Raw genomic sequence first — 22,206 nt, 5'->3', positions numbered from 1 at the left:
GCTTGGGGCGGCGGTTGCGCCGCCCGGGCTCACTTCACCACATCCAGCTTCCGCAGCGACTGCGAGACCGCGCTGTTGAGCGCCGAGCGGCAGGCGCCCAGAACCTCTTCTCGGCCTTGGGCAGGTGATCCCAATCCCGCGCCGTCAGCTTGCCGGGAATGATCGTGCGTCCGGTGACCTGAACGCCCTGCGTGACGCCCTCGTCGGTCGCGGGATCGACCAGCATGGCCTGCAGCCCCACCATGCAGGCATTCTCGCCGATCCAGGCCCTGTCGGCCTCGGGATTGCGGATCCAGATCGCGAAGAAATCGCGCCCCGGATTGCAATCCTGTCCGAGCGTGTTGAGCGCCGCCTGCCATTTACTCGACACCACCCGGTCGCCCACATCCGCGACAAGCCCGGCGCGCGCGTATTTCGCCTGCCCCCCGGCCGGAAGCCCCGTCTGCGAAGTCTCGACGCAAGCAGAGAGGACCGGCACGGCGAGCCCCGCGTCTTCAACAAAAGAAAACCCCGAGGCGCGGGTTGCGCCTCGGGGCAAGGATCAGACCTTTCCGGCCGATCAACCGTAGACCAGTTTTGGCAGCCAGATGATGATCTCGGGGAAGAACATGCACAGCAGCAAACCGACCACCTGAAGCGCCAGGAAGGGCAGCGCCGAGCGGAAGATATCCGCCATCGGGATCTCCGGCGGAGCGACCCCGCGCAGGTAGAACAGCGCGTAGCCGAAGGGTGGCGAGAGGAAGCTCATCTGCATGTTCACCAGGTAGAGAACCCCGAACCACAGCACCAGATCGTCCGGATCGCTCAGCCCGAAAGCCTCCGCGCCGAGCGCCCTGATGATCGGCACGAAGATCGGCACGCACAGAAGCAGGATGCCGACCCAGTCGAGGAACATGCCCAGGATGATCAGCACGATCTGCATGATGATCAGGATACCCCAGGGCCCGAGACCCGTCGCCTGCAACGCGTTCTGCACGAATTGCTGACCGCCTTCGAGCACGTAGAGCCCGACGAAGATCGTCGCGCCGAACATGATCCAGATCACCATGGCCGAGGCCTTGAGCGTGGTGATCGCGGCTTCGCGGATCGTCTGCCAGTCGAGCTTGCGGTGGATCGCCGCCACGATGATCGCGCCGAAGGTGCCGATACCGGCGGCCTCCACCGGGGTTGCGACACCGGTGAAGATCACGCCCAGAACGATCACGATCAGCGAGATCGGCGCGGACATGTTGCCCATCAGACGCATCTTCTCGCGGCCCGTGATCCGCTCTTCCATCGGGATCGGCGGCCCCATCTCGGGGTTGATCGCGCAACGGACAAGCACATAGGCCACGTACATGCCCGAGAGCAGCAGGCCCGGAATGACCGCGCCGATGAACAGCTCGCCCACCGATTGCTCGGCCACGACCGCGTAGATGATCGCGAGGATCGACGGCGGGATCAGGATGCCGAGCGTACCGCCCGCCATGATCGAGCCCATCGCGATCTTCGGATCATAGCCACGCTTGAGCATCGCCGGCAGCGCGATTATGCCCATCGTCACCACCGCGGCGCCGATCACGCCCACCATTGCGGCGAGCACCGTCGAGGCGATGATGGTGGCCGCGGCCAGACCGCCGCGCACCCCGCCCAGCACCTTGTAGATGACGTCGAACATCTCGTTGATGATCCCCGCCCTCTCCAGCATTGACGCCATGAAGATGAACAAGGGGATCGCCGAGAGCTGATAATTCGTCATCAGCGGGAAGATCCGGCTTGGCACGATGTTGAGCGCGCGTTCGTCGCCCAGAATGAACAGGAAGACACAGGCCAGACCGCCCGTAACGAAGGCCAGCGGTAGCCCTGCCATCAGCAGGACGACCAGCGAGCCGAACATGATGAGTGTCAGCCACTCGATTCCAATATCAAGTCCCATTGATCAGCCCCTGCTCATCACGATCCGCAGATCTTGTGCGAATTTCGAAATGCCCTGCAAAACAAGCAGCAGAGCGCCGATCACCATGACCCATTTCATCGGCCACAGAGGCACCTCCCATTCGTTGAAGCTGATCTCGCCCCAGCGGATATTCGGATCGGTCCACTGCGCGAGGTTCCAGTTCGCCAGCATCTCGCCCGTGGGGATCTCGCCGCGTGCCCATTGCGAAATGAGCCCGTTGCCCGTCGGCACGGCGATCGCGTCCATCGCGAAGATCCACGAGGTCACCAGCAGGGTGCCCGCGAAGATGAAGAAGAAGACCGAGGTGAGCAGATCGACCCACGCCTTGCGCGGTTTCGACAGCGGCGCGTAGAAGATGTCGACGCGCACATGGCTCTCGGTCAGCATCGCATAGGCGCCCGAGATCAGGTATTGCATCCCGAACATCAGATACATCGCCTCATGCGCCCAGCTTGTCGGACTGTTGAAGACGTAGCGGCTGATGACCTCGAAATAATAGACGAAGACAGCGATGATCGCCCAGTAGCTGACAAACTCGCCCGCCTTGAGCGAGAGCCGGTCGATCCAGCCGGTCCAGCCTTGCGAGACATGGCGGGCGTCTTCCTTGCCCTCGGCCTCTTCGAGTTCCTCCAGACGGCGTTCGACCTCGCTTTCCTCTTCGTGCTCAGGCAGCGTGGCATTGGCGCGGCGCACCAGCATCGGCATCAGGAGCGCGTCAATCACGATCCCCGCCAACAGCACCCAGAAGGCATATTTCGAGATGCTGCGCCATTTCACGAGCATGGCGGAGGCGGTCTCCATCCGGGGCTGCGCCTCGGCGAGATCGGCCTTTGCTTTCTCGATCAGCGCCTCGCCCTCGGCGATCCGCTTTTCGGCCCGGTCGACGTTCCGCTGTGCGCGCTTCTGGGCGAAACTGCCCTCTTCGGTGGCGGCCAGCTCTGCGCGCAATTGCGGCAGATCCGCCTGCGCGCTTTCGAACCGTTCAGTCTCGCGGCTCAGGGAACGCTCCGCCACGCGCACGACGTTGTTCATGTCCGAGAGAACCCCGCGTGCCTCGTGGCCCTGCGAGTTCGCATAGAGGATGACGATGAATACCGGGATGAAGAGAAAGCCCAGAAGGCTCTTCACGTAGAAGCGATGCAGCCCCAGCATCCCACCGGTCACCAGAATGAAATAGCCAAGCGTAAGCGAATATCGCCGCTCGGTCTTGCGCGGCCGATTGGCCAGCGCCGCCGCAATGAGCGGGAACAGGATCAAACCCGCCCAATAGGCCCAATGCGGTAGAGTGAAGTCAATATTGGGCATTGCCCACCCCCTGTTGCCGGATCGCGCCCGGCTATAAGTTGAACCGGGCCCGCGCCAAAGGGCGGGCCCGTCCTCAGATCATGGAGATCCGCTCAGAGTTTCAGCTCGAGCCCGTCGACGAGTTCGGGCGTCACGTAGCCCAGCGAGCCGGACATCATGTAATCGAGCTGGATCTTGAAGACGCGCGCGCTGTCGGGATCGCGGTTCGCGTATTTGAACCAGATCGGCGCTGCGACTTCGGTCATCAGTTCAACATCGTCCTGGCTCAGGCGCGTGACCTCGGTGCCGTCGGCCTCGAACTTCTTCCAGGCTTCCTGGTCGGCTTCCTGGATCGCGGCGTAATGCATGTCCGAATAGACATGCGTTTCCATCTCGACAAACTGCTGCATCTGCGGGCTGAGCGCGTTCCACGCATCCATGCCCACCGTCAGATCCATGATGTCGACCGGCTGGTAGAGCGACATGAAGCCGGGCGGGCCCATGACGATGTAGTTGGTCACCTGGCTGAACCCGAGCGCGTAGTTCACCGCAGGACCCACGTAATCGGCCACGTCGATCGTGCCCTTTTCGAGCGCCGGGAAGATCTCCGAGCCCGGAAGAACGGTGGTCTCGGCGCCGATTTCGCTGAACACTTCGGCAACCATGCCGCCGGGCAGGCGCATCTTGCGGCCGCGGAAGTCGTCGATCGAGCGGATCGGAACCTTCGAGTGGATGATATTGGCGTCGTGGTGGATCGGACCGACGAAATACATGCCCTGCTTGGCATAGAGCTCGCGTGCGATATCGAGCCCGCCAAGGCCATAGTAGAACGTGTCGAATTCCGACGGCTGACGCAGACCCAGCGGGATCGAGGTCAGGAAGGTCGCGGCGGGAATGATGCCCTGCGCGTAGATGGTGAACGGGTTCACCGCGTCGAGGACGCCGTTCTTCACCGCGTCGTAAAGCTGGAAATCACCCACGACGTCATTGGCGCCGAAAGGCTGGAACGCGAGCTCGCCGCCCGTCTTCTCGGCGATCGAGGCACACCAGTCCTTGAAGATCTGAAGCCCGACACCGCCGGGCCACGAGGTCTGGACCTTCCAGGTCGTGCCCTTGGCCTGCGCCCCTGCGATATGCGGTGCGGCGAGCGTTGCGGCCCCCGCAGCGGCCAGAGTGCGCAGAGCGTGTCTGCGATTCGTGATATGTTTCATGGTTCCTCCCCGTTTGAATGCGACACCGGTTGGCCCGGCACCTGCGATAAGGGGAGCAAAGATCACCGCGATTCTTGCCTTCAAACGAGATCGCGCGGCTGTGAGCCTTGGTGATAAGGTCACTCTCCGTTTCTCCTCAAAAACGGAAAGCCTCTTTTCTCCCCCTGTGACGCAAAGGTTTGCATGTGCCGTCGCATTTCGCAAGCGTTCACATGCACGGGAGGTTTCGTGAACATCACTTTGGCGATCTTCACTTTTTCAGCGGGATCCTCGGTGGCGCGGCACCAGCGGCGCCGCGCTCTGCAGGCTTAGCCGACAACGTTGAAATCGGGGCCGTAGGGATAGCCGGTGATATTCTCGTTGCCCTCCTCGGTAATCACGAGGATGTCGTGCTCGCGATAGCCGCCCGCACCGGGCTGGCCCTCGGGAATCGTCAGCATCGGCTCCATCGAGATCACCATGCCAGGCTCCAGCACCGTGTCGATATCCTCGCGCAGCTCCAGCCCCGCCTCGCGCCCGTAGTAATGCGACAGCACCCCGAAGCTGTGGCCATAGCCGAAGGTGCGGTATTGCAGCAGATCACGTTCGTCAAAGAAGGCATTGATCTTCTGGGTGATTTCCGCGCAGGTCGCGCCGGGCCTGAGCAAACTCATCCCGTATTCATGCGCCGCGACATTGGCCTCCCAGATCTTCAGGGACGCGTCATCGACCTCGCCCACGAAGAGCGTGCGCTCCAGCGCCGTGTAATAGCCCGAGATCATCGGGAAGGCGTTGAGCGAGAGGATATCGCCGCGCTCCAGCACCCGCCCCGTCACCGGGTTATGCGCGCCGTCGGTGTTGATGCCCGACTGGAACCAGACCCAGGTGTCGCGATATTCGGCCCCGGGGAAGCGCTTGGCGATCTCCAGCTCCATCGCGTCGCGGCCCGCCATCGCCACGTCGATCTCGCGGGTGCCTTCGCGGATCGCCTCGCGGATCGCGTAACCGCCGACATCGGCCACCTGCGCACCGTGCCGGATCAGCGCGATCTCGGCGGGGGACTTGTGCATCCGCTGGCGCATCGTCGCGCCCGCGATGTCGCGGGTTTCGGCGGGGGCGAGGAACTCCTGCAAGAGCCCCGCCTGCGCCAGCGTCAGATGGTCGGCCTCGACCCCTACCACCTTGCCCGTGCCGATCACCGAGGCGATCGCGCGCCAGTAATTGTTCCGCGCCCAATCAGTATAGGTGATGTTGTCGCCATGACAGCGCCGCCAGGGCTGGGCCGCGTCGATCCCCGCCGAGATCGTGACGCTCTCACTTGCGGTCACGACCAGCCCGTAGGGCCGCCCGAAGCTGCAATAGAGAAAACCCGAGTAATAGGCGATGTTGTGCATCGAGGTGAAAACGCAGGCCTCGACGCCCGAGGCCTCCATCGCGGCGCGCAGACCGGCAAGGCGCGCGTCATATTCCTCGGATGCGAAGGGCAACACGCGGTCGCCCTGGTGGAAACGGTAGAATTCGGGACGGTCCATCGACACTCTCCTTCACGAGGCCGCTCGGCCACGCGAGGGGCGATCTCCCCTCACCGCGGCAGCGGCAAAGCAAGATCCCGGCGTTCAGGACGGATCAACGGGCGCGCAAGCTGCGCTGGCGACGCCATCGCCTGCCCTCGGGAATGACACTGGCCGAGAAACGCGCCGCCGCCAAGCTCTCTCGCGCGGATCAGCGGCGCGGCGCGCGGCGGCGCACATTTTCCGGGCGACCGGGGATCGAAAGCCCGGAATCCCCACGAGGTGCGCGCGCGATCACCTTGCCCTTCGAGACCACCGCCAGCCGCGCGGGCCGCAGCCGGAGCGCATCGACCGGGCTTGCCGCATCCAGCACCACCAGCGAGGCTTTCGCCCCTTTCTTCAGCCCGTAATCCTCGAGCCCGATGATCCGGGCGTTTGTCTCGGTGACCATGGTGAAGCAGCGCGCCATTTCCTCGGGATGGGTCATCTGCGCGACATGCATCCCCATGAAGGCTACGTCGAGCATGTCCGCCGTGCCAAGGCTGTACCATGGATCAAGGACGCAATCCTGCCCCCACCCCACTGGGATCCCCATCGACTGCATCTCCTTCACCCGCGTCAGGCCCCGGCGCTTGGGGAAGGTATCGTGACGGCCTTGCAGCACGATATTGATCAGCGGATTGGGGATCGCCGAAATCCCGGCCTCCGCGATCAACGGCAGCAGTTTCGAGACATAGTAATTGTCCATCGAATGCATCGAGGTCAGGTGCGAGCCGACCACCCGGCCCTGCAAGCCCAGCCGCTGGGTCTCGAAGGCCAGTGTCTCGATATGGCGGCTCATCGGGTCGTCGGTCTCGTCGCAATGGATGTCGACGCGCAAGCCCCGTTCGGCGGCGATCTCGCACAGATCGGCGAGGCTCTCGGCCCCATCCGCCATCGTGCGCTCGAAATGCGGGATACCGCCCACCACCTCGACGCCCATGTCGAGCGCGCGGATCAGGTTCTCGCGTCCTGTCGGCGTGCGATAGAGACCGTCCTGCGGGAAGGCCACAAGTTGCAGGTCGATGTAATCCTTCACCTTCTCGCGCACTTCGAGCATCGCCGTCACGGTATTGAGGTGATCGGGCGTGGTATCGACATGGCTGCGGATCGCCAAGAGCCCCGTCGAGGCCGCCCAGTCGCAATATTGCAGCGCGCGCTCGACCATCTCCTCGACCGTCGCGATCTCGCGCAGCTCGCCCCAAAGCGAGATCCCTTCGAGCAGCGTACCCGAGGCATTCACCCGCGGCAGCCCATAGCTGAGCGTGGCGTCGAGGTGGAAATGCGGATCGACAAACGGCGGCGAGACCAGATCGCCCGCGGCGTCGATCACCTCGCGCGCCTCGCCCTCGATCTTCGGCGCGATCTCGGCGATCCGGTCGCCCGTGATCGCGATATCGGCCACGGTGCCATCGGGCAACGTGCCGCCCTTGACGAGAAGATCGAACATCAACGTTCCCCTTTGTTGAACGGCACCATCAGGGCCGCAGGCACCTCGGCGCGGCGCGACATCAGCACGAGCGCGAGGATCGACAGGATATAGGGCAGCATCAGGAAGAGCTGATAGGGCACCACTGCGCCGATCGTGGTTTGTTGCAGGCGGATCTGCAAGGCGTCGAAGGCGGCAAAGAGGATCGCGCCGAGAAGCGCCTTGCCCGGCTTCCACGCGCCAAAGACCACCAGAGCGATGCAGATCCACCCGCGTCCGTTGACCATGTCGAAGAAGAAGCTGTCAAAAGCCGAGAGCGTCAGGAACGCGCCCCCCACCGCCATGAAGCCCGAGCCGACGATCACCGCGCCCATGCGGATCGCGGTAACCGACAGACCTTGGGCCGCGACCGCCGAGGGGCTTTCTCCGGCGGCGCGCACCGCAAGGCCCAGCGGCGTGCGGTAAAGGACGAGCACGACGAGACCAACGAGGATAAAGGCTGCGTAGGTCAGCGGCGTCTGGTTGAACAGCGCAGGCCCGATCAGCGGGATTTTCGACAGGAGCGGGATCTCGACCGGCTGAAAGGCCGTGATCTTGGGCGGGGAGGAGACCTCGGGCAAAACCACGCGATAGGTGTAGAAGGTCAGCGAGGTCGCAAGCAGCGTCACGCCAATCCCCACCACGTGTTGCGACAACCCGAACGGCACCGAGAAGATCCCGTGCAGCAGGCCAAACGCCATGCCTGTCACGAAGGCCACTGCGACGCCCCCCCAAAGCGGCAGACCCGCCCAGACCGCGATCCAGCCCGCGAAGGCGCCTGCGACCATGATCCCCTCGATCCCGAGGTTGAGCACGCCCGCACGCTCGCAGATCAACTCGCCCATCGTCGCGAAGATCAGCGGCGAGGCGATGCGGATCGCGGCGGCCCAGAAGGCAGCGGAAGTGAGGATCTCGAAAATGTCCATCAGTCCCTCACCACGCGGAATTTCGTCAGAAGGATCGCCAGCACCATCATCAGGAGCGCCGAGGCGAGCATGATATCGGCCAGATAGCTCGGCACATCGAGCGCGCGGCTCATCGCATCGGCCCCCACGAAGATCGCCGCGACGAACAGCGCCGCCGCCACGACCCCCAGCGGATGCAGCAGCGCCAACATCGCGACCACGATCCCGGTGTAGCCATAGCCGGGCGAGATATCGAGCGTGAGCGATCCCTTCAGCCCCGACACCTCGGAAAAACCCGCAAGCGCGGCCAGACCGCCCGACAGAAGCGCGGTCTTGAGGATCACACCCGTCACCGGCATTCCGGCAAACCGCGCCGCTTCCGCATTCTGGCCCACCGCGCGCATCTCGAAACCAAGGGTCGTGCGCGTGTTGATGACCCAGAGCGCAATCGCCGCGATCAGCGCCAGCACGAAGCCCCAATGCAGCCGCAACCCGTCGATGATGCGCGGCAGGCGGGCCTCGGGGATCAGGCGCGGCGATTTCGGCCAGCCCATGCCCATGGGATCCTTCAGCGGCCCTTCGAGCAGGTAGCTGACGAAGAGCAGGAAGATGAAATTGAGAAGCAGCGTGGTGACGACTTCATCGACACCCAACCGGGTCTTGAGCAGCGCCGGGCCCAGCAGCAAGAACGCCCCGGCCAGCATCGACAGCACTGCGATGGTGGGCAACAGCAGTGCGACGGGCCATTGCAACATGCCAGTGCCGAGCACCGCGGTCACAACCGCGCCCGCGTAAAGCTGCGCCTCCGCCCCGATATTCCAGAGCTTCGCGCGGAAGGCCACCGCGACCGCGAGCCCGGTGAAAATCAGCGGTGTGGCGCGGTTGAGGGTCTCCAGCAGCGCGAATTTCGAACCCACCGCGCCCTTGATAATGGCCCCGAAGACCGCGAAGGGATTGCCACCGGCGATCAGCGCCAGAAGGCTCGCCACAAGGAAACTGCCCACAATGGCGAGCACCGGCGGCAAGAGCTTGCGCGCAAGGCTTGGGTCGGCGATCGGTTCAAGACGCATGGGCGGCCTCCGTCAGCGGGGCGAACCCCTCGCCCGCCATCCACTGGCCAAGCTCTTCCGCGCGCATCGTGCCGCGTGCGAAACCGGGGCTCAGGCGCCCCTCGGAAATCACGTGGATCACATCCGAAAGCTTCATGATCTCGTCGAGATCTTCCGAGATCAGCAGCACCGCCGCCCCCTTTTCGCGCGCCTCGGCAAGGCGTCCGTGCACGTAATTCACCGCCCCGATATCGAGCCCCCGCACCGGCTGGTTGGCGAGGATGATACGTGGCGCGGTCTCGAGCACGCGGCCGAGGATCAGTTTCTGCATATTCCCGCCCGAGAGCAGCCGAATGCGCGTATCGGGCCCGGGACAGCGCACGTCGTAGGTGGCGATCAACCCCTCGGCTTGCGCCCGCGCGCCCTTCCAGTCCATCCAGCCGTGACGGGCGAAATCGGAGGCGTAAGTCTCGAGAACCGCGTTCTCGGTCAGGTCGAAATCGGCAATCGTGCCAGTGTGGTGGCGGTCCTCGGGAATGCGCCCGATCCTACGGGCCAGAGCGCGGCGCGGCGACCAGTCGGCGACCGGCTCACCCGCGATCTCGAAGCTGCCCGCGACCGGATGGGCCAGCCCCGAAATCAGATCCGAGAGAGCCTTCTGCCCATTGCCTGACACGCCCGCGAGCCCGCTGATCTGGCCCGCATGAAGCGTCAGATCGGCCGCATGCAGCCCCGGCGCACGGCCCTCGCCCCTGGTCGAGACGCCGGAAAGCCGCATCAGTGCGGGCCCCGGCGGCATCGCCTCGATCTTCGGCGCCGAAACCTGGCCGCCGACCATGAGCGCGGCCAGTTCCTCGCGCGATGTCTCGGCGGTCGCGCGCTCGGCCACCAGCTTGCCATGGCGCAGGACCACCGTGCGATCCGAGATCGCCATCACCTCATGCAGCTTGTGCGAGATGAAAACGACCGAAAGCCCCTGCCCCACCGCCTCGCGCAGCGTCGCAAAGAGCGCGTCGCTTTCCTGCGGCGTCAGAACGGCGGTCGGCTCGTCGAGGATCAGGATGCGCGCCTCGCGATAAAGCGCCTTGAGGATCTCGACCCGCTGCCGTTCGCCCACCGAGAGCCGCCCCACTTTCGCCTCGGGATCGACGGCGAGATGAAACCGCGTCGACAGGGCCTTGATCTTCGCCCGTGCCGCTTTCGCATCGAGCCGCAGCGCGCCCAGGGCCTGCGTGCCCAGCACGATATTTTCCCAGACCGTCAGGTTGCCTGCGAGGGTGAAATGCTGGTGCACCATGCCCACGCCCGCATCCAGAGCCGCGCGCGGATTGCCGGGCGGGAGAACCTGCCCGAACACTTCCACCTCGCCCGCATCGGCGGTGTATTGGCCGAAGAGGATGTTCATCAGCGTGGTCTTGCCCGCGCCGTTCTCGCCAAGCAGGGCAATCACCTCGCCCCGCTTCAGCTCGAAGCTCACATCGTCATTGGCCGTCAACGCGCCGAAGCGCTTGGTGATGTGGGAAAGGCGCAGAACGGTCTGCGCCTGCGCCTTGTCTGTCATGGATCAGGAGGATTTCGGCTCTGCGTCGTTGATCTCGACGGTGAAGCTGCCATCCATGATCTCGCCGCTGCGTTTGGCGACCAGATCGAGCGCCTCCTGCGGGATCTTGCCCTCGAAGGTGCCATAGGGCGCGAGCGAACAGCCGCCCTCCTTCATGAAGGAATAGATGCCGTAATCCTCGGCCGAGAAAGAACCCGCGCGCACCTGCTCGATCGCGTGATCAAGCGTCGGCTCGAAATGCCACAGCGCCGAGGCCACGACCGTGTCGGGGTAGTCGGATTGCGTGTCGATCACGTTGCCAATGGCAAGGATGCCCTTTTCCTTGGCCGCATCCGAGACGCCGAAGCGCTCGGCATAAAGCAGGTCCGCGCCGTTTTCGATCATCGCATAGGCGGTTTCCTTGGCCTTGGGCGGATCGAACCACGAACCGATGAAGGCGACCTGGAACTTGATCTCGGGGTTCATTTCGCGCGCGCCGGCCATGAAGGCATGCATCAGGCGGTTGACCTCGGGGATCGGGAAGCCGCCGACCATGCCGATATTGCCCGATTTGGTCATCGCACCCGCGATGATGCCCGACAGGTAGGAGGCGTCCTGGATGTAGTTGTCGAAGACCGCGAAATTCGGCAGCGCCGCGTCGGGCTTGAAGGACGAGCCCAGCAGGAAGGCCACACCCGGATAGTCGGCGGCGACCTCGCGGGCCTCCTGCTCGACCGCGAAGGCCTCGCCAATGATCAGGTCGTAACCGCCCTCGGCATATTCGCGCATCACGCGCGGATAGTCGGCATTCGCGGTGTTCTCGGAATAGGTGTATTCGATATCGCCACGCTCTTGCGCGGCCATCGCGGCGATGTGGATGCGGCTGACCCATTGCTGCTCGACCGGAACGGTGTAGATGCCCGCGACCTTCAGCTTCTTGGCGTCCTGCGCGAGCGCGCGGCCCGGTGCGGTGCCGACAAGTGCGGCACCTGCAAGCGAGGACAGCAGGAAGGCGCGGCGCGAGGGCGAGAGAAAACGGGTCTTGGCAGCCATGGGTGATCTCCTGTTGATGGTGCGCGAAGTATTGCAGAGATTTGATCAAGTGGTGAAACTTTTTGCACAACCCGGTCAATTCTCTGACTTTCGCGAAGTCGCAAGGCGCGAAATTTTCGCGGCAGATGCCGCATTTCGGACCGGATTGCGCAAAAAACAGGCGACGATCTCGTGCCGCCGCACCTGAGTCACGAAAAACCCGGCCGCGCTGGGGGCGCGACCGGGGAATTTCCGTTCAATCCCGAGACGTTCAGGCGGCGTGCGCGTTGTGGGTCTCGGCCGAGACGGCACCCTCGAGACCGGTCGAGCCATAGAGCCAGTCGACGATGTCGTACCAGTTCTCGGGAGACTTGGCGCGCATCACGGCATTGCGCAGCTCGGCATGGGCCCCGGCGGGGTGATAGACATGCTGGCCGATCTCGCGCGATTGCAGCTGGACGCGGGCGGTGCGCAGCTCGCGCAGGTCCTGATAGCGGCGGAAGGCGACGTCGAGATCGCCATGCGCTTCCATGCAATGCGCAAGCGCCACGGCATCTTCCATCGCCATGCAGGCCCCTTGCGCGAAATATTGCAGCATCGGATGGGCGGCATCGCCCAGCAGGACCACCCGCCCGTCGACCCAGTTCGTCACCGGATCACGATCGCACAGCACCCAGCGTTTCCAGTTCTGGCCACGGTCGATGATCTGTCGCGCGACGGGGGCGACATGTTCGAAACCCTTCTTCACCTCTTCATGGGTGACCGAGACACCTGCCTCGGGCGACGGCGCGTCGTTGTGGTAGGTCACGACGAGGTTGAACATCTTCCAGCCCTTGAGCGGGTAATGCACGATATGGCATTTCGGCCCGGCCCAGAGCGTCGCCGCGTTCCAGCGCAGATCTTCGGGCATTTCCTCGGTCGGGATCACCGAACGGTAGGTGGTGTGACCCGAGACGCGCGGTGCGCCGTCACCCACCACCTTCTTGCGGATATTCGACCACAGGCCGTCCGCGCCGACCAGCATCCGGCCCGTGACCCGCTCGCCGTTGGCGAGGATCGCGGTGGCCGAGCTGCCGTCCTGTTCGTAATCGACCACTTCGGAATTGGTGCGCAGCCCGACGAGCGGATGCGCTTCGCAGGCGCGCAGGAAGACGCTGTGCAGATCGCCGCGATGGATCACCGCGTAAGGATTCCTGAAGCGCGCGCGGAAGGCCTCGTCGAGCGGGATGCGGGTGATCTCGGTGCCGTCGATCGCGTCCATCAGGCGCAGGTTGTCGATATAGACCGCCATCTCGCGGGCCTGATCGCCCACGCCGAGATAGTCGAAGGCGTGGAAGGCGTTCGGGCCGAGCTGGATGCCCGCGCCGATCTCGCCAAGCTCGGGCGCCTTTTCCAGCACGAGCGAGCGAAAACCTTTCTGGGCAAGGCCGATCGCGGTGGCAAGCCCGCCGATACCGCCGCCCGCGATCAGGATGGGTTGGTCTTGGGTCATGACAAGTCTCCTCCTTTGGCCGCGGCGGAACCGGGCCCGGTGTCAGGGTCAGATGATGAAGGAATGGCCCGCCTCAGAACGGGTGGACCATCCAGGGCAGGAAGATCGTCGTGAGGATCACGAGGATCGTGGCCAGCACGTAAGGCATGACCAGTTTCGAGAGCTGAAGGATCGGCACGTTCGACAGCGCCGCGGCGATGTAAAGCCCCGTCCCCACCGGCGGGGTCAGCAGGCCCAGCACGAGCGTCAGGCTCATCATCACGCCGAACTGGATCGGGTCGATGCCATATTGGTTCATCGCCACCGGCAGCAGGATCGGCGTCAGTATGATCAGCGCCGCCACCCCGTCGAGGAACATCCCCACCACCATCAGCGCCCCCATGATCAGCAGCATGAAGATCGTGGGATCGTCCGAGAGCGAGGTGATGAAGGCCGCAACCGCCTGGGGGACCTGATTGTAGGTCAGCACCCAACCGAAGACCTTGGCCGCCATGATCAGGAACAGCACGATCGCAGAGTTCGACACGGTCCGGTCGATGATCGCCGGGATCGCGCGCAGCGGCAGCTCGCGGAAGACGAGGCCGCCGAAGACGAGCGCCACCACGATCGCGGCCGCAGCACTTTCGGTCGGGGTGAAGATCCCGGCAGAGATCCCGCCGACGATGGTCAGCGGAATGAGCATCGTGGCCAGCCCCGGCAGCGTCGCCTTCCAGCGCGGGATATCGGGCAGCCCTGCGCCCGCGGCCGCCGGGTCGTGATTGCGCCCCGCCTGCCACATCGCGATCGCGACCATCAGCGCGAAGAGCAACAGCCCCGGCATGATGCCCGCCGTGAACATGTCCGCGATCGAGACCTGCGCGATCACGCCATAGATGATGAAGACCATCGAGGGCGGGATGATCGGCCCCAGCAGACCGGCCGAAGCCGTGATCGAGGCGGCATAGCCACGCTTGTAGCCGTCACGCTCCATCTCGGGGACGACAACGCGGCTCATCACCGCCATCTGCGCTGTGGCCGAGCCCATGATCGCGGCCAGCGCGAGGTTCGAGACGAGGTTCACGATGACGAGGTTATGCGGAAGCCGTGTGAGCCAGACCCGCACCGCAAGGATGATGCGGCGGGTCAGCCCGCTTTCATTCATGATCTCGCCCAGCAGAACGAAGAGCGGGATCGCAAGCAGGTCGAAATTCTCGACCGAGCCGAAGGCGATCTGCGGGATCGCCGAGAGGATCGCGGTGTTGCCCGAGAAGGCCACGAAAGCGAGGGTCGCGCCGATCAGCACGAAAGCGATCGGCATACCCGTGAGCATCAGCGCAAGGAAAACACCGCCGGTCATGCGAGCCTCCCCGTGATCCGGGCCACGGCATCGCTCAGATGGCCAAGGACATGAATGAGCGCGGTCGCGCAGAAGATCGGGAAAATCCAGAAGAAAGGCCATTTCGGCCAGCCGGTGGTGATGACCTGCTCAAATCCGACCGAGGGACCGGTGACCCAGGCAATGCCGGCCTTGAGCAAGAGCCCCAACATCCCCGCGATCAGCGCCCAGATCAGCGCATCGACCCAGAGCCGGGTCACGCGCGGCAGTTTGTCGACCATCAGCGTCACTCCGATCTGCGCCTTGTCTCGGATCGAGATCGAGACCGCGACGAGGGTCAGCCAGACCAGCAGGATCGCCGCGAGCTCTTCGGCATAGACGATCGGCTTGCCCGCGAGGTAGCGCATGGCGACATTTACCACGATCAGCCCCACGAACAGCACGACCAGGGCCCGGCTGGCCCAGCGTTCCAGCCGGACCAGCCCGCCCGAGAGAGCGGGAAACAGTCTCACTGACCTTGCTCCGCGGCGACTTCCTGCTGGAACGCGGCGATCAGCGGGTATTGCGCGAAGCTTTGCGCGACCGCGTCGTCGGCGGCGGCGAAGGCCTTGGCGCCATCGTCGAGATGCACGATCTCGAGCTTGCCCTCGAGGGCGGCGAGGTTCGATTTCTCCGCCTCGACCTGTTGGGCCGAGCCCCAGGCGAGCGCCTCGTCGACAACCTTCTGGAAGGCCTCCTTGTCGGCATCAGACAGGCTGTTCCAGGTCGGGTTCGAGACCATCATCACCGCCGGGAAGGCCATGTGATTGGTGATCGTCAGCCCCTTGGCCACCTCGTCGAATTTCAGGCCGACCAGCGCGTCGAGGTCGATGTCGATCCCGTCCAGAAGGCCGGTTTGCAGCGCCTGATAGACCTCGGTGAGGTTCACCGGGGTCGGCACCGCGCCGATCTCGCCCCACCAGACCTTCATCGCCGGGAAGGGCACGATGCGGATCTTCTTGCCCTTGAGATCATCGACCGAGGTCGCGGGCTTGTCCTTCATCAGGATCTGGCGCATCCCGGCGAAAGTGTAGCCCATGCCGTGCAGGTTCGCGGCCTGGAGCTCGTCAAGCATCTGGCCTGCCGCCGGAAGGCTTGCGGCCTTTTCCGCCTCGGTCACGTCGCTGAACAGGTAGGGCGTGAACCAGCCCTGCATCGAGGGCGCGCGCAGCGAGGTGATCGCCGCCGTCATCAGGCCCGCATCCAGAAGACCCGCCGACATCTGCTGGAACATCTCCTGTTCCGAACCGAGCTGGCCCGCGGGGAAGACCGAGACAGTCAACTCGCCATTGGTGGCCTCGGGAAGCTTCTCGGCGATCCGGTTGGCGACCTTGGTCCAGACATGGCTGGGGGGCGTGATCAGCCCCATGCGCAGGTCGCGCGCCTGCGCGACACCGGCGGCCACGGTGGCCATCAAGGCGCCGATCAGCGCGGATTTGGTGAGTTTGGCGAATGTCATGGCGTATCCTCCCTGTGCATGACGGTCTCGTTGGATGGGGCCCTCCTCAGGCCTCCCAGTCCGGTTGGTTCTTCGGATGCGCATCGGCAAAAGCCGGGAGCGCGTTGCAGGTCTGGGTGATGCGGCTGACGCGGGTCAGATCGGAGATGTCGACCTTGAAGCGGGCGGCGGAAAAGACCTGCGGGATCAGACAGATATCGGCCAGCCCCGGCGTGTCTCCGAAGCAGAATTCACTCTCGGGTCGCGCCGCGAGAAGCGCTTCGCAGGCAGCCAGACCGTCGTGAATCCAGCGCCCGCACCAGGCGTCGAGCGCGGCCTGATCGGCCCCGAACTCGGCCTTGAGATAATCGAGCACGCGCAGGTTCTGCAGCGGATGCACGTCGCAGGCGATGACCTGAGCAAAGGCGCGGACCTGCGCGCGCAGACCGGCATCGTCGGGCAGCAGTTTCGGCCCCGGCTTCACCTCGTCGAGCCACTCGATGATGGCCAGCGACTGGGTGAGGCGCAGATCGCCTTCCTCCAGCGTCGGCACCAGCGCCTGCGGATTGAGCGCGCGATAGCCCGGCGTCTTCTGCTGCCCGCCATCCTTCCTCAGATGTACGGAGGTGAAGTCATACTCCACCCCCTTGAGGTTGAAGGCGATCCGGCAGCGATAGGCGCTGGAGGATCGGAAATATCCGTGGAAGCGGATCATTCCGCCGCCCCGATGGTGAGCTTGATCGGATCGAGCCCGTCGATCCCGCCGGTGATCACATCACCCGCGACGACAGCGCCGACGCCCGCGGGCGTGCCGGTCATGATCAGGTCACCCGGCTGGAGGTGATAGTAATGCGACAGGTGCGAGACGATCTCCTCGACCTTCCAGATCAGGTCGTCGAGCCGGGCCTCCTGGCGGGTCTCGTCGTTGACCTCGAGGTGAATGCGCTGCGGCCCCGGTGCGGCGAACTCGCCCGCCTTGGTGATCGGCGCGAAGACTGCCGATTGCTCGACATCCTTGCCCAAATCCCAGGGGCGCTGCTTGGCGCGCGCGGCCAGTTGCAGATCGCGGCGCGTCATGTCGAGCCCGCAGGCATAACCGTAGATCGCCTTCGCGGCACGCTCGGTATCGGCCTTGAAGACCGGCGCGCCGATCGCGATCACCAGCTCCATCTCGTAATGGAAATTCTCGGTGCCCGGCGGATAGGGAATGGTGGTGTCGGTCGCCTGCGCCATCAGCGCCGATTTGGTGAAGTAGAACGGCGCTTCGCGATCGACCTCGACACCCATCTCGGCAGCGTGGGCGGCATAGTTGCGCCCGACGCAGAAGATGCGGTGCACCGGATAAGCCGCGGTCTCACCCTTGACGGGAACGGTGGGCCATTGCGGCGAGGGAAAGAGGTTGGTCATCTGTCGTTTCCTTGTTTTTCAGATCGTTGCGCGGCTTAGTTCACGCACAGCTCGGGCGGCAGGTCGCGCATGCGCGCACCATTGCCCAGATGCAGGGCGCCATGCCAGAGGGCATGAGCGCGCTCGATTGCGGTGGCGCGCAGAGGGCGCATCCGCCCCGTTACGTCGGAGGCCTCGAGATCCCAGGCCGGGCCTGGCAGATCGCGCCAGACCACGTCGAGATGGATCGCGGAATGGTCGAATAGATGGCGCAGCGCACGCGGCGGCAGGGTCGCGCCCAGATCGAGATCCTCAAGCTCCGCCCATGCGGGATCGACCATCGGCGGGATCGCCTGCCCCGACGTCGCGGCCTCAAGCTGACGCGCCAGTGCGCGCGCCCGATAGGAGACCGCGCAGATCACATGCGCCCGGCTCTGCCCCGCGATCGCGGAGGGCTGATACAGCGCCGCGTCGCTCAGCTCGTTGAGCTTGCGCGCGAAATAGGCCGTGCCGCTGCGGGCGAGCGCGAGCTCGGCGGCCGGAGCCTCGGGGGCATCGTAACGCGCCCCCATGCCCTGACGCTCGCGCAGCGCGGCGCGTGCTTGCTCGAGATCCGCCATATTATTCGGCCGGCTCGATCTGGGTGCGGTCGAAATGCAGCCGTTCCATGATCGGCGCATCCGAGAAGCGGAACAGGTCGAACTCGGTCTCGGCCTGAAGCGACCACGCCACCCACGAAGGGATCACGAAGATATCGCCCTTCTCGACCTTGGTCGTCTCGCCGCCCATGACCACCGCGCCCTTGCCTTCGAACACCTGGAAAACGGTGGATCCGACCTCGCGCCGCGTGGGCGTCTCGGTCCCTGCGCGCAGGCGGTGGAACTCGGCGCGGATCGTGGGCATCACGTCGCCGCCGGTCGTGGGGTTCACGTAGCGCACCGCTGCATGGCCTTGCTCGACCGTGGCCGGGTACCCCTCTTCCTCGAGCAGCAACTGCTGGGTCAGCGCCGCGTCGGTATATTCCCAACGATAAGCGCCGATCGGCGAGGAAACGGTGTTTTGCAACTGCGAGAGCGGGCGCAGTCCCGGATGGCACCAGAGCCGCTCGCCGCGCGAGAAATTGGGCGTCGCGTAATCGGTGACGCGATCCGAGCCGAACTCGAAGAAGCCCACGTCGTTCTGGTAGCTGAATGGAATATCGAGCCCGTCGATCCAGGCCATCGGCTGGTCGGTCTCGTTGTGGTGGCCGTGGAAATTCCAACCCGGGGTGAGCAGAAAATCCCCGCGGCTCATGCGCACCGGATCGCCATTCACCACGGTCCAGACCCCCTCGCCTTCCACCACGAAACGGAACGCGTTTTGCGAGTGACGGTGCTCGGGCGCGGTTTCCTTGGGGCCGAGATACTGGATCGCGCACCAGAGCGTCGGCGAGACATAGGCGGCCCCGCCCAGCCCCGGATTGGCCAGACCGATCGCGCGGCGCTCGCCGCCACGGCCCACCGGCACCAGATCGCCCGAGGCTTTTGCCAGCGGGTAGAGATCGGACCATTTCCAGACATGCGCTTGCGCCTTCGGGCGCGGATGACGCGGCATCAGGTCTCCGGTCTGGGTCCAGAGCGGGTTGAGGTGTTGAGATTTGAAATCTGCGTAGAGCTGACGCAGGGCCGGACTATCGTCCGGCTGCATGGCGTTGGCCTCCATCGGCACTCCTCCCTAAAAGCGACTCGATTTATAGGAAGTATGCTTATCATTAGTATACGTGTCAATCAAAGATACGTATGCTTATCATGTTTGCATGGTGCGTCCCCCATCTTGTCTGGACCGGCCGGTTGACTTAGGCAGAAAGCATGAGCGTCATTCACGAATTGCCCGGCCACCTGATCCGGCGCCTGCATCAGATTTCCGTCTCCGCCTTCACCCAGGAGGTGGGCGCGGCCGGTTTCGACCTGACGCCGGTGCAATTCGCGGCGCTGCGGATGCTCAAGGAACACCCCGATATCGACCAGGCGACGCTCGCGGGGCTGATCGCTTATGACCGAGTGACGCTCGGGGGAGTGGTGAACCGGCTCGAGGCACGCGGATTGATCGAGCGTACGATCAGCGAAACCGATCGGCGCGCACGCCAGCTGCGCCTGACCGAGCGGGGCGAATCCGTCCTCACCACTGTCTGGCCCGCCGTTCGGCGCACCCAAGAGACGATCCTGAAGGATCTCACCCCCGAAGAGCAAGAAACGCTGCTGCGGCTTTTGCGCAAGATGGCCGATGCGAATAACGAATTGAGCCGCGCGCCACTGCGCCCGACCCCGCCCAAGGCGCCCGCGCGCTAGGTCGCCTCTTTCGCCTGTCCGGAAATCCAGTCATCGACCAGCGCGTCGAGCGCCGCCCAGTCGGTATATTCGCGATCGGCGTCGAGATCGGCCTGCGGATCTTTCTTCGCCACGATCCGGCGCATCACGAAGCGGCGGAAGATATCATATTTCGAAGGCAGGTAAGCCCCGGCCACCTGCGCCACCCGCCCCGGATGCCAGCCGGTCGCGGCGATAAAATCCTCAAGAATCTGGTCGAGCCCGCGCCAATCCTCGGCATCATGCCCCGCAGCTGCGAGAGAGACCGAAACGAAGAGCGACGGCATCGCGGAAAGGGCCTTTCCATGATCGCCCGCGAATTCGCCGAGCGCGCGCTGGTATTGGCCGACATGCACCGATCCTGCGAGGATCACCCCGGAGAACCGCCCGAGATCGAGCGTTTCATCAGCCTCGGAAAGCGGCATCAATTCCACCCCCTGCCCGGCCCCGGCGATCCGGTCGGCGACATGGCGCGCGATCTTGCGAGTATGGCCCTCGCTGCTGGCATAGGCGATCAGGATTATCATCCCCTCCTCCTCTTTGCTGGCTTTTAACTTAGCCGAACTTGCATCGGCGCGCATTGAGCCGCATCAACCGCAGCGCGCGATTTCGCTCTACCCCTTTCCACCTCGCCCATGCGAAAGTGCCGCCAAGATGCGTATCGCGAGCCTGAACACCCAGAACATGCGCCTGCTGCCAAACCGGGAGGTGGGGCAGCTGCACGGCGCGTGGGACAGCGACGATCCCGAAGATCCGCGCCTCGACCGGATCGACCGGCGGCTCACCGCAGAGCTTTTGCACGAAGCCGACGCCGATCTGATCGCGCTTCAGGAGGTGTTCGACTTCGCCACGCTGGAGCATTTCCACGCCCGTTACCTGCTTGCCAGTGGCGCGCGCCCCTACCCTCACCGGGTCTGCCTTCCGGGCAATGACGGGCGCGGGCTCGACGTGGCGATCCTGTCGCGCAGGGCGTTGGGAGAGGTGCGCAGCCATGCCACGCTCACCCCGGGCGATCTGGGGCTGCGCCTGCCCGAGGGCGTCGATCCCGAGATGCCGGTCTTCCGGCGCGATTGCCTGACGGCCGAGGTCGGCGCGCTGACGCTGTTCGTGACACATTTCAAATCGCCCTATCCCGACGAGGCGGCGTCATGGCGCACCCGGAGCCTCGAAGCACAGGCGACGCGCGCGCTGATCGAGCGGCGTTTCGAAGATCCCTCCCGAGCGCTGTGGCTGATCCTCGGCGATCTCAACGAGCCCGACGATCCGCAACTGGCGCTGCCACGTGCGACCGTACCGCTCGAACAGGGGTTCAGTGTGGATCTGATGGCGCGCATGCCGCGCCCGGAACGCTGGACCTATTTCGATCCGCATTCGGGCCGCTATCACTGCCCCGATGCGATGCTGGCCTCGCCCGCGCTGGCCGCGCGCTACCCGGATGCGGTGCCCCGCATCCTGCGCAAGGGCTTGGGCGAAGAAGCCGCGCGCTTTGCGGGCGCGCGGCTCGAGGGTGTGGGCTTTCACCGGCCCCATGCGAGCGATCATGCCGCCGTGGTGATCGACCTGCCGGGGTTGTGAGAGCGTCAGCGGCGCTGCTTCATCACCACGACCAGCCCCCAGACGGCGGCCGCGATAAGCGCGAGCGAGATCACGTTCTCGAAGCCATGCGGATGCATGTGCATCCCGTCATGGGCCAGTGCGGGGCCAGAAGCGAGCGTGGCGAGGAGGGCGAAAAACAGCGGTTTCATTGGTCGATCTCTTTCTTGCGTTGGGTCAGGAAGTCGCGGATGTCGAGGACGGATTTCTCATCCATCGACACGTAGATCAGCGACATGTTGGTGCGCTCACGGACCATTTCGCCCGGAAACGGAAGGTAGGAGAGCTCGCGCGAGCCGAAGGAGGGCGAGGCGGTGCCCACCTGCCATTCGGTCTTGAGCTCGACATCCACGAGCTTGAGCGATTTCGGCCCAGTCGCCGAGGCGCGCTCGAAGGGCACTCCGGCGAGCTTGAGATAGCTCGTCTTGTCGGAAGCCTGCACGAAACCGTCGATGAACTGGGTGGCGAGAACCTGCAGGTCGGCCGCCTCGTCCTCGTGATGCATGTGGCTGTGCAGGTGTTCGCCATGGGCGTGATTGTGGCCATGCCCGTGATGGGCGTGATCATGGCTATGCCCGTGCGAATGGGCGTGCCCGTGATCGTGGTGATGATGGTGCCCGTGGGGGCCGTGATCATGCGGCATG

The 22,206-nt window shown here is 64.5% G+C and carries 24 protein-coding genes; 3 read left to right on the top strand and 21 right to left on the bottom strand.

Annotated elements, in window-relative coordinates; genetic code table 11:
• Window positions 1–34: 34 nt before the first annotated feature.
• From BMI90_RS14825 to BMI90_RS14780, 10 genes are all read right to left on the bottom strand, one after another.
• Window positions 35–478 carry a hypothetical protein gene (locus tag BMI90_RS14825; RefSeq protein ID WP_146671308.1) on the bottom strand — a complete coding sequence of 148 codons (444 nt, stop codon included), beginning with the start codon at window positions 476–478 and terminating at the stop codon, window positions 35–37.
• Window positions 479–559: 81 nt separating this feature from the next.
• Window positions 560–1,915, bottom strand: coding sequence for a TRAP transporter large permease subunit (locus BMI90_RS14820; RefSeq protein WP_078530275.1), 1,356 nt, complete (start codon window positions 1,913–1,915; stop codon window positions 560–562).
• 3 nt (window positions 1,916–1,918) lie between these two features.
• Window positions 1,919–3,241, bottom strand: coding sequence for a TRAP transporter small permease subunit (locus BMI90_RS14815; protein ID WP_078530274.1), 1,323 nt, complete (start codon window positions 3,239–3,241; stop codon window positions 1,919–1,921).
• A gap of 92 nt (window positions 3,242–3,333) precedes the next feature.
• Window positions 3,334–4,431 carry a TRAP transporter substrate-binding protein DctP gene (gene dctP, locus BMI90_RS14810; protein ID WP_078530273.1) on the bottom strand — a complete coding sequence of 366 codons (1,098 nt, stop codon included), beginning with the start codon at window positions 4,429–4,431 and terminating at the stop codon, window positions 3,334–3,336.
• Window positions 4,432–4,739: 308 nt separating this feature from the next.
• A complete protein-coding gene (locus BMI90_RS14805) occupies window positions 4,740–5,942 on the bottom strand; it encodes a M24 family metallopeptidase (protein WP_078530272.1) in 1,203 nt (400 codons plus the stop codon).
• Between the two features lie 190 nt (window positions 5,943–6,132).
• Window positions 6,133–7,410 (bottom strand): amidohydrolase family protein, encoded by a 1,278-nt coding sequence (locus BMI90_RS14800; protein ID WP_078530271.1) that lies wholly within the window; start codon window positions 7,408–7,410, stop codon window positions 6,133–6,135.
• The gene (locus tag BMI90_RS14795; RefSeq protein ID WP_078530270.1) at window positions 7,410–8,354 is read right to left on the bottom strand and encodes an ABC transporter permease; all 945 of its coding nucleotides are present in this window, start codon (window positions 8,352–8,354) and stop codon (window positions 7,410–7,412) included. Before BMI90_RS14795 ends, BMI90_RS14800 begins: the two co-directional genes overlap by 1 nt.
• A complete protein-coding gene (locus BMI90_RS14790; protein WP_078530269.1) occupies window positions 8,354–9,403 on the bottom strand; it encodes an ABC transporter permease in 1,050 nt (349 codons plus the stop codon). Before BMI90_RS14790 ends, BMI90_RS14795 begins: the two co-directional genes overlap by 1 nt.
• Window positions 9,393–10,943 carry an ABC transporter ATP-binding protein gene (locus BMI90_RS14785; protein WP_078530268.1) on the bottom strand — a complete coding sequence of 517 codons (1,551 nt, stop codon included), beginning with the start codon at window positions 10,941–10,943 and terminating at the stop codon, window positions 9,393–9,395. The genes BMI90_RS14790 and BMI90_RS14785 overlap by 11 nt, the downstream gene beginning before the upstream one ends.
• Before the next feature lie 3 nt (window positions 10,944–10,946).
• Window positions 10,947–11,975 carry a BMP family protein gene (locus BMI90_RS14780; RefSeq protein ID WP_078530267.1) on the bottom strand — a complete coding sequence of 343 codons (1,029 nt, stop codon included), beginning with the start codon at window positions 11,973–11,975 and terminating at the stop codon, window positions 10,947–10,949.
• Here BMI90_RS14780 and BMI90_RS14775 point away from each other — a divergent pair.
• Complete coding sequence (locus BMI90_RS14775) at window positions 11,974–12,162, top strand: hypothetical protein (protein ID WP_078530266.1); 189 nt, start codon at window positions 11,974–11,976, stop codon at window positions 12,160–12,162. The genes BMI90_RS14780 and BMI90_RS14775 overlap by 2 nt on opposite strands.
• 63 nt (window positions 12,163–12,225) lie before the next feature.
• Here BMI90_RS14775 and BMI90_RS14770 read toward each other — a convergent pair whose 3' ends face one another.
• The 8 genes from BMI90_RS14770 to BMI90_RS14735 form a co-directional block, all read right to left on the bottom strand.
• A complete protein-coding gene (locus tag BMI90_RS14770) occupies window positions 12,226–13,446 on the bottom strand; it encodes a 3-hydroxybenzoate 6-monooxygenase (protein WP_078530265.1) in 1,221 nt (406 codons plus the stop codon).
• 73 nt (window positions 13,447–13,519) lie between these two features.
• Entirely contained in the window at window positions 13,520–14,782 is a 1,263-nt protein-coding gene (locus tag BMI90_RS14765) for a TRAP transporter large permease (protein WP_078530264.1), read from the bottom strand.
• Entirely contained in the window at window positions 14,779–15,273 is a 495-nt protein-coding gene (locus BMI90_RS14760; RefSeq protein WP_078530263.1) for a TRAP transporter small permease subunit, read from the bottom strand. The genes BMI90_RS14765 and BMI90_RS14760 overlap by 4 nt, the downstream gene beginning before the upstream one ends.
• A complete protein-coding gene (locus BMI90_RS14755) occupies window positions 15,270–16,259 on the bottom strand; it encodes a TRAP transporter substrate-binding protein (RefSeq protein WP_210401963.1) in 990 nt (329 codons plus the stop codon). Before BMI90_RS14755 ends, BMI90_RS14760 begins: the two co-directional genes overlap by 4 nt.
• 46 nt (window positions 16,260–16,305) lie before the next feature.
• Window positions 16,306–16,953: a maleylacetoacetate isomerase gene (gene maiA / locus BMI90_RS14750; RefSeq protein WP_210401962.1), complete on the bottom strand. Its 648-nt coding sequence runs from the start codon at window positions 16,951–16,953 to the stop codon at window positions 16,306–16,308.
• Complete coding sequence (locus tag BMI90_RS14745) at window positions 16,950–17,645, bottom strand: fumarylacetoacetate hydrolase family protein (RefSeq protein ID WP_078530262.1); 696 nt, start codon at window positions 17,643–17,645, stop codon at window positions 16,950–16,952. The genes maiA and BMI90_RS14745 overlap by 4 nt, the downstream gene beginning before the upstream one ends.
• A gap of 35 nt (window positions 17,646–17,680) precedes the next feature.
• On the bottom strand, window positions 17,681–18,244 hold the full coding sequence (locus BMI90_RS14740) for a maleylpyruvate isomerase N-terminal domain-containing protein (RefSeq protein ID WP_168172799.1): 564 nt from the start codon (window positions 18,242–18,244) through the stop codon (window positions 17,681–17,683).
• Window position 18,245: 1 nt separating this feature from the next.
• Window positions 18,246–19,325 (bottom strand): cupin domain-containing protein, encoded by a 1,080-nt coding sequence (locus BMI90_RS14735; protein WP_078530260.1) that lies wholly within the window; start codon window positions 19,323–19,325, stop codon window positions 18,246–18,248.
• A 146-nt stretch (window positions 19,326–19,471) separates the two neighbouring features.
• Here BMI90_RS14735 and BMI90_RS14730 point away from each other — a divergent pair, with 146 nt between their 5' ends.
• Entirely contained in the window at window positions 19,472–19,951 is a 480-nt protein-coding gene (locus BMI90_RS14730) for a MarR family winged helix-turn-helix transcriptional regulator (RefSeq protein ID WP_078530259.1), read from the top strand.
• Here BMI90_RS14730 and BMI90_RS14725 read toward each other — a convergent pair.
• Window positions 19,948–20,496: a flavodoxin domain-containing protein gene (locus tag BMI90_RS14725; RefSeq protein WP_078530258.1), complete on the bottom strand. Its 549-nt coding sequence runs from the start codon at window positions 20,494–20,496 to the stop codon at window positions 19,948–19,950. The two genes, BMI90_RS14730 and BMI90_RS14725, sit on opposite strands and share 4 nt — an antisense overlap.
• A gap of 127 nt (window positions 20,497–20,623) precedes the next feature.
• Between BMI90_RS14725 and BMI90_RS14720 the strand changes: the two genes are divergently transcribed.
• Entirely contained in the window at window positions 20,624–21,544 is a 921-nt protein-coding gene (locus BMI90_RS14720) for an endonuclease/exonuclease/phosphatase family protein (protein ID WP_078530257.1), read from the top strand.
• 5 nt (window positions 21,545–21,549) lie between these two features.
• Here the strand turns inward: BMI90_RS14720 and BMI90_RS18610 are convergent, their stop codons facing one another.
• Entirely contained in the window at window positions 21,550–21,714 is a 165-nt protein-coding gene (locus tag BMI90_RS18610) for a peptidase M23 (protein ID WP_146671307.1), read from the bottom strand.
• The gene (locus tag BMI90_RS14715; protein ID WP_078530256.1) at window positions 21,711–22,205 is read right to left on the bottom strand and encodes a hypothetical protein; all 495 of its coding nucleotides are present in this window, start codon (window positions 22,203–22,205) and stop codon (window positions 21,711–21,713) included. The genes BMI90_RS18610 and BMI90_RS14715 overlap by 4 nt, the downstream gene beginning before the upstream one ends.
• Window position 22,206 lies beyond the last annotated feature (1 nt).

It is taken from the genome of Thioclava sp. L04-15, assembly GCF_002020275.1.
In the GTDB taxonomy this organism is placed as follows: Bacteria; Pseudomonadota; Alphaproteobacteria; order Rhodobacterales; family Rhodobacteraceae; genus Thioclava; species Thioclava marina.
The sequence above is the reverse complement of the archived record's forward strand: the minus strand, read 5'-3'. Positions and strand labels throughout refer to the sequence as shown.

Excerpts from the sequence above, each read along its gene's own strand:
- BMI90_RS14780 (WP_078530267.1), bottom strand. The coding sequence starts at position 11,975 with ATGGCTGCCAAGACCCGTTTTCTCTCGCCCTCGCGCCGCGCCTTCCTG.
- BMI90_RS14815 (WP_078530274.1), bottom strand. The coding sequence starts at position 3,241 with ATGCCCAATATTGACTTCACTCTACCGCATTGGGCCTATTGGGCGGGT.
- BMI90_RS14755 (WP_210401963.1), bottom strand. The coding sequence starts at position 16,259 with ATGACATTCGCCAAACTCACCAAATCCGCGCTGATCGGCGCCTTGATG.
- maiA (WP_210401962.1), bottom strand. The coding sequence starts at position 16,953 with ATGATCCGCTTCCACGGATATTTCCGATCCTCCAGCGCCTATCGCTGC.
- BMI90_RS14725 (WP_078530258.1), bottom strand. The coding sequence starts at position 20,496 with ATGATAATCCTGATCGCCTATGCCAGCAGCGAGGGCCATACTCGCAAG.
- BMI90_RS14720 (WP_078530257.1), top strand. The coding sequence starts at position 20,624 with ATGCGTATCGCGAGCCTGAACACCCAGAACATGCGCCTGCTGCCAAAC.
- BMI90_RS14770 (WP_078530265.1), bottom strand. The coding sequence starts at position 13,446 with ATGACCCAAGACCAACCCATCCTGATCGCGGGCGGCGGTATCGGCGGG.
- BMI90_RS18610 (WP_146671307.1), bottom strand. The coding sequence starts at position 21,714 with ATGAAACCGCTGTTTTTCGCCCTCCTCGCCACGCTCGCTTCTGGCCCC.
- BMI90_RS14795 (WP_078530270.1), bottom strand. The coding sequence starts at position 8,354 with ATGGACATTTTCGAGATCCTCACTTCCGCTGCCTTCTGGGCCGCCGCG.
- BMI90_RS14775 (WP_078530266.1), top strand. The coding sequence starts at position 11,974 with ATGGGTGATCTCCTGTTGATGGTGCGCGAAGTATTGCAGAGATTTGAT.
- BMI90_RS14715 (WP_078530256.1), bottom strand. The coding sequence starts at position 22,205 with ATGCCGCATGATCACGGCCCCCACGGGCACCATCATCACCACGATCAC.
- BMI90_RS14730 (WP_078530259.1), top strand. The coding sequence starts at position 19,472 with ATGAGCGTCATTCACGAATTGCCCGGCCACCTGATCCGGCGCCTGCAT.
- BMI90_RS14785 (WP_078530268.1), bottom strand. The coding sequence starts at position 10,943 with ATGACAGACAAGGCGCAGGCGCAGACCGTTCTGCGCCTTTCCCACATC.
- BMI90_RS14820 (WP_078530275.1), bottom strand. The coding sequence starts at position 1,915 with ATGGGACTTGATATTGGAATCGAGTGGCTGACACTCATCATGTTCGGC.
- dctP (WP_078530273.1), bottom strand. The coding sequence starts at position 4,431 with ATGAAACATATCACGAATCGCAGACACGCTCTGCGCACTCTGGCCGCT.
- BMI90_RS14765 (WP_078530264.1), bottom strand. The coding sequence starts at position 14,782 with ATGACCGGCGGTGTTTTCCTTGCGCTGATGCTCACGGGTATGCCGATC.
- BMI90_RS14735 (WP_078530260.1), bottom strand. The coding sequence starts at position 19,325 with ATGGAGGCCAACGCCATGCAGCCGGACGATAGTCCGGCCCTGCGTCAG.
- BMI90_RS14805 (WP_078530272.1), bottom strand. The coding sequence starts at position 5,942 with ATGGACCGTCCCGAATTCTACCGTTTCCACCAGGGCGACCGCGTGTTG.
- BMI90_RS14740 (WP_168172799.1), bottom strand. The coding sequence starts at position 18,244 with ATGGCGGATCTCGAGCAAGCACGCGCCGCGCTGCGCGAGCGTCAGGGC.
- BMI90_RS14800 (WP_078530271.1), bottom strand. The coding sequence starts at position 7,410 with ATGTTCGATCTTCTCGTCAAGGGCGGCACGTTGCCCGATGGCACCGTG.
- BMI90_RS14745 (WP_078530262.1), bottom strand. The coding sequence starts at position 17,645 with ATGACCAACCTCTTTCCCTCGCCGCAATGGCCCACCGTTCCCGTCAAG.
- BMI90_RS14790 (WP_078530269.1), bottom strand. The coding sequence starts at position 9,403 with ATGCGTCTTGAACCGATCGCCGACCCAAGCCTTGCGCGCAAGCTCTTG.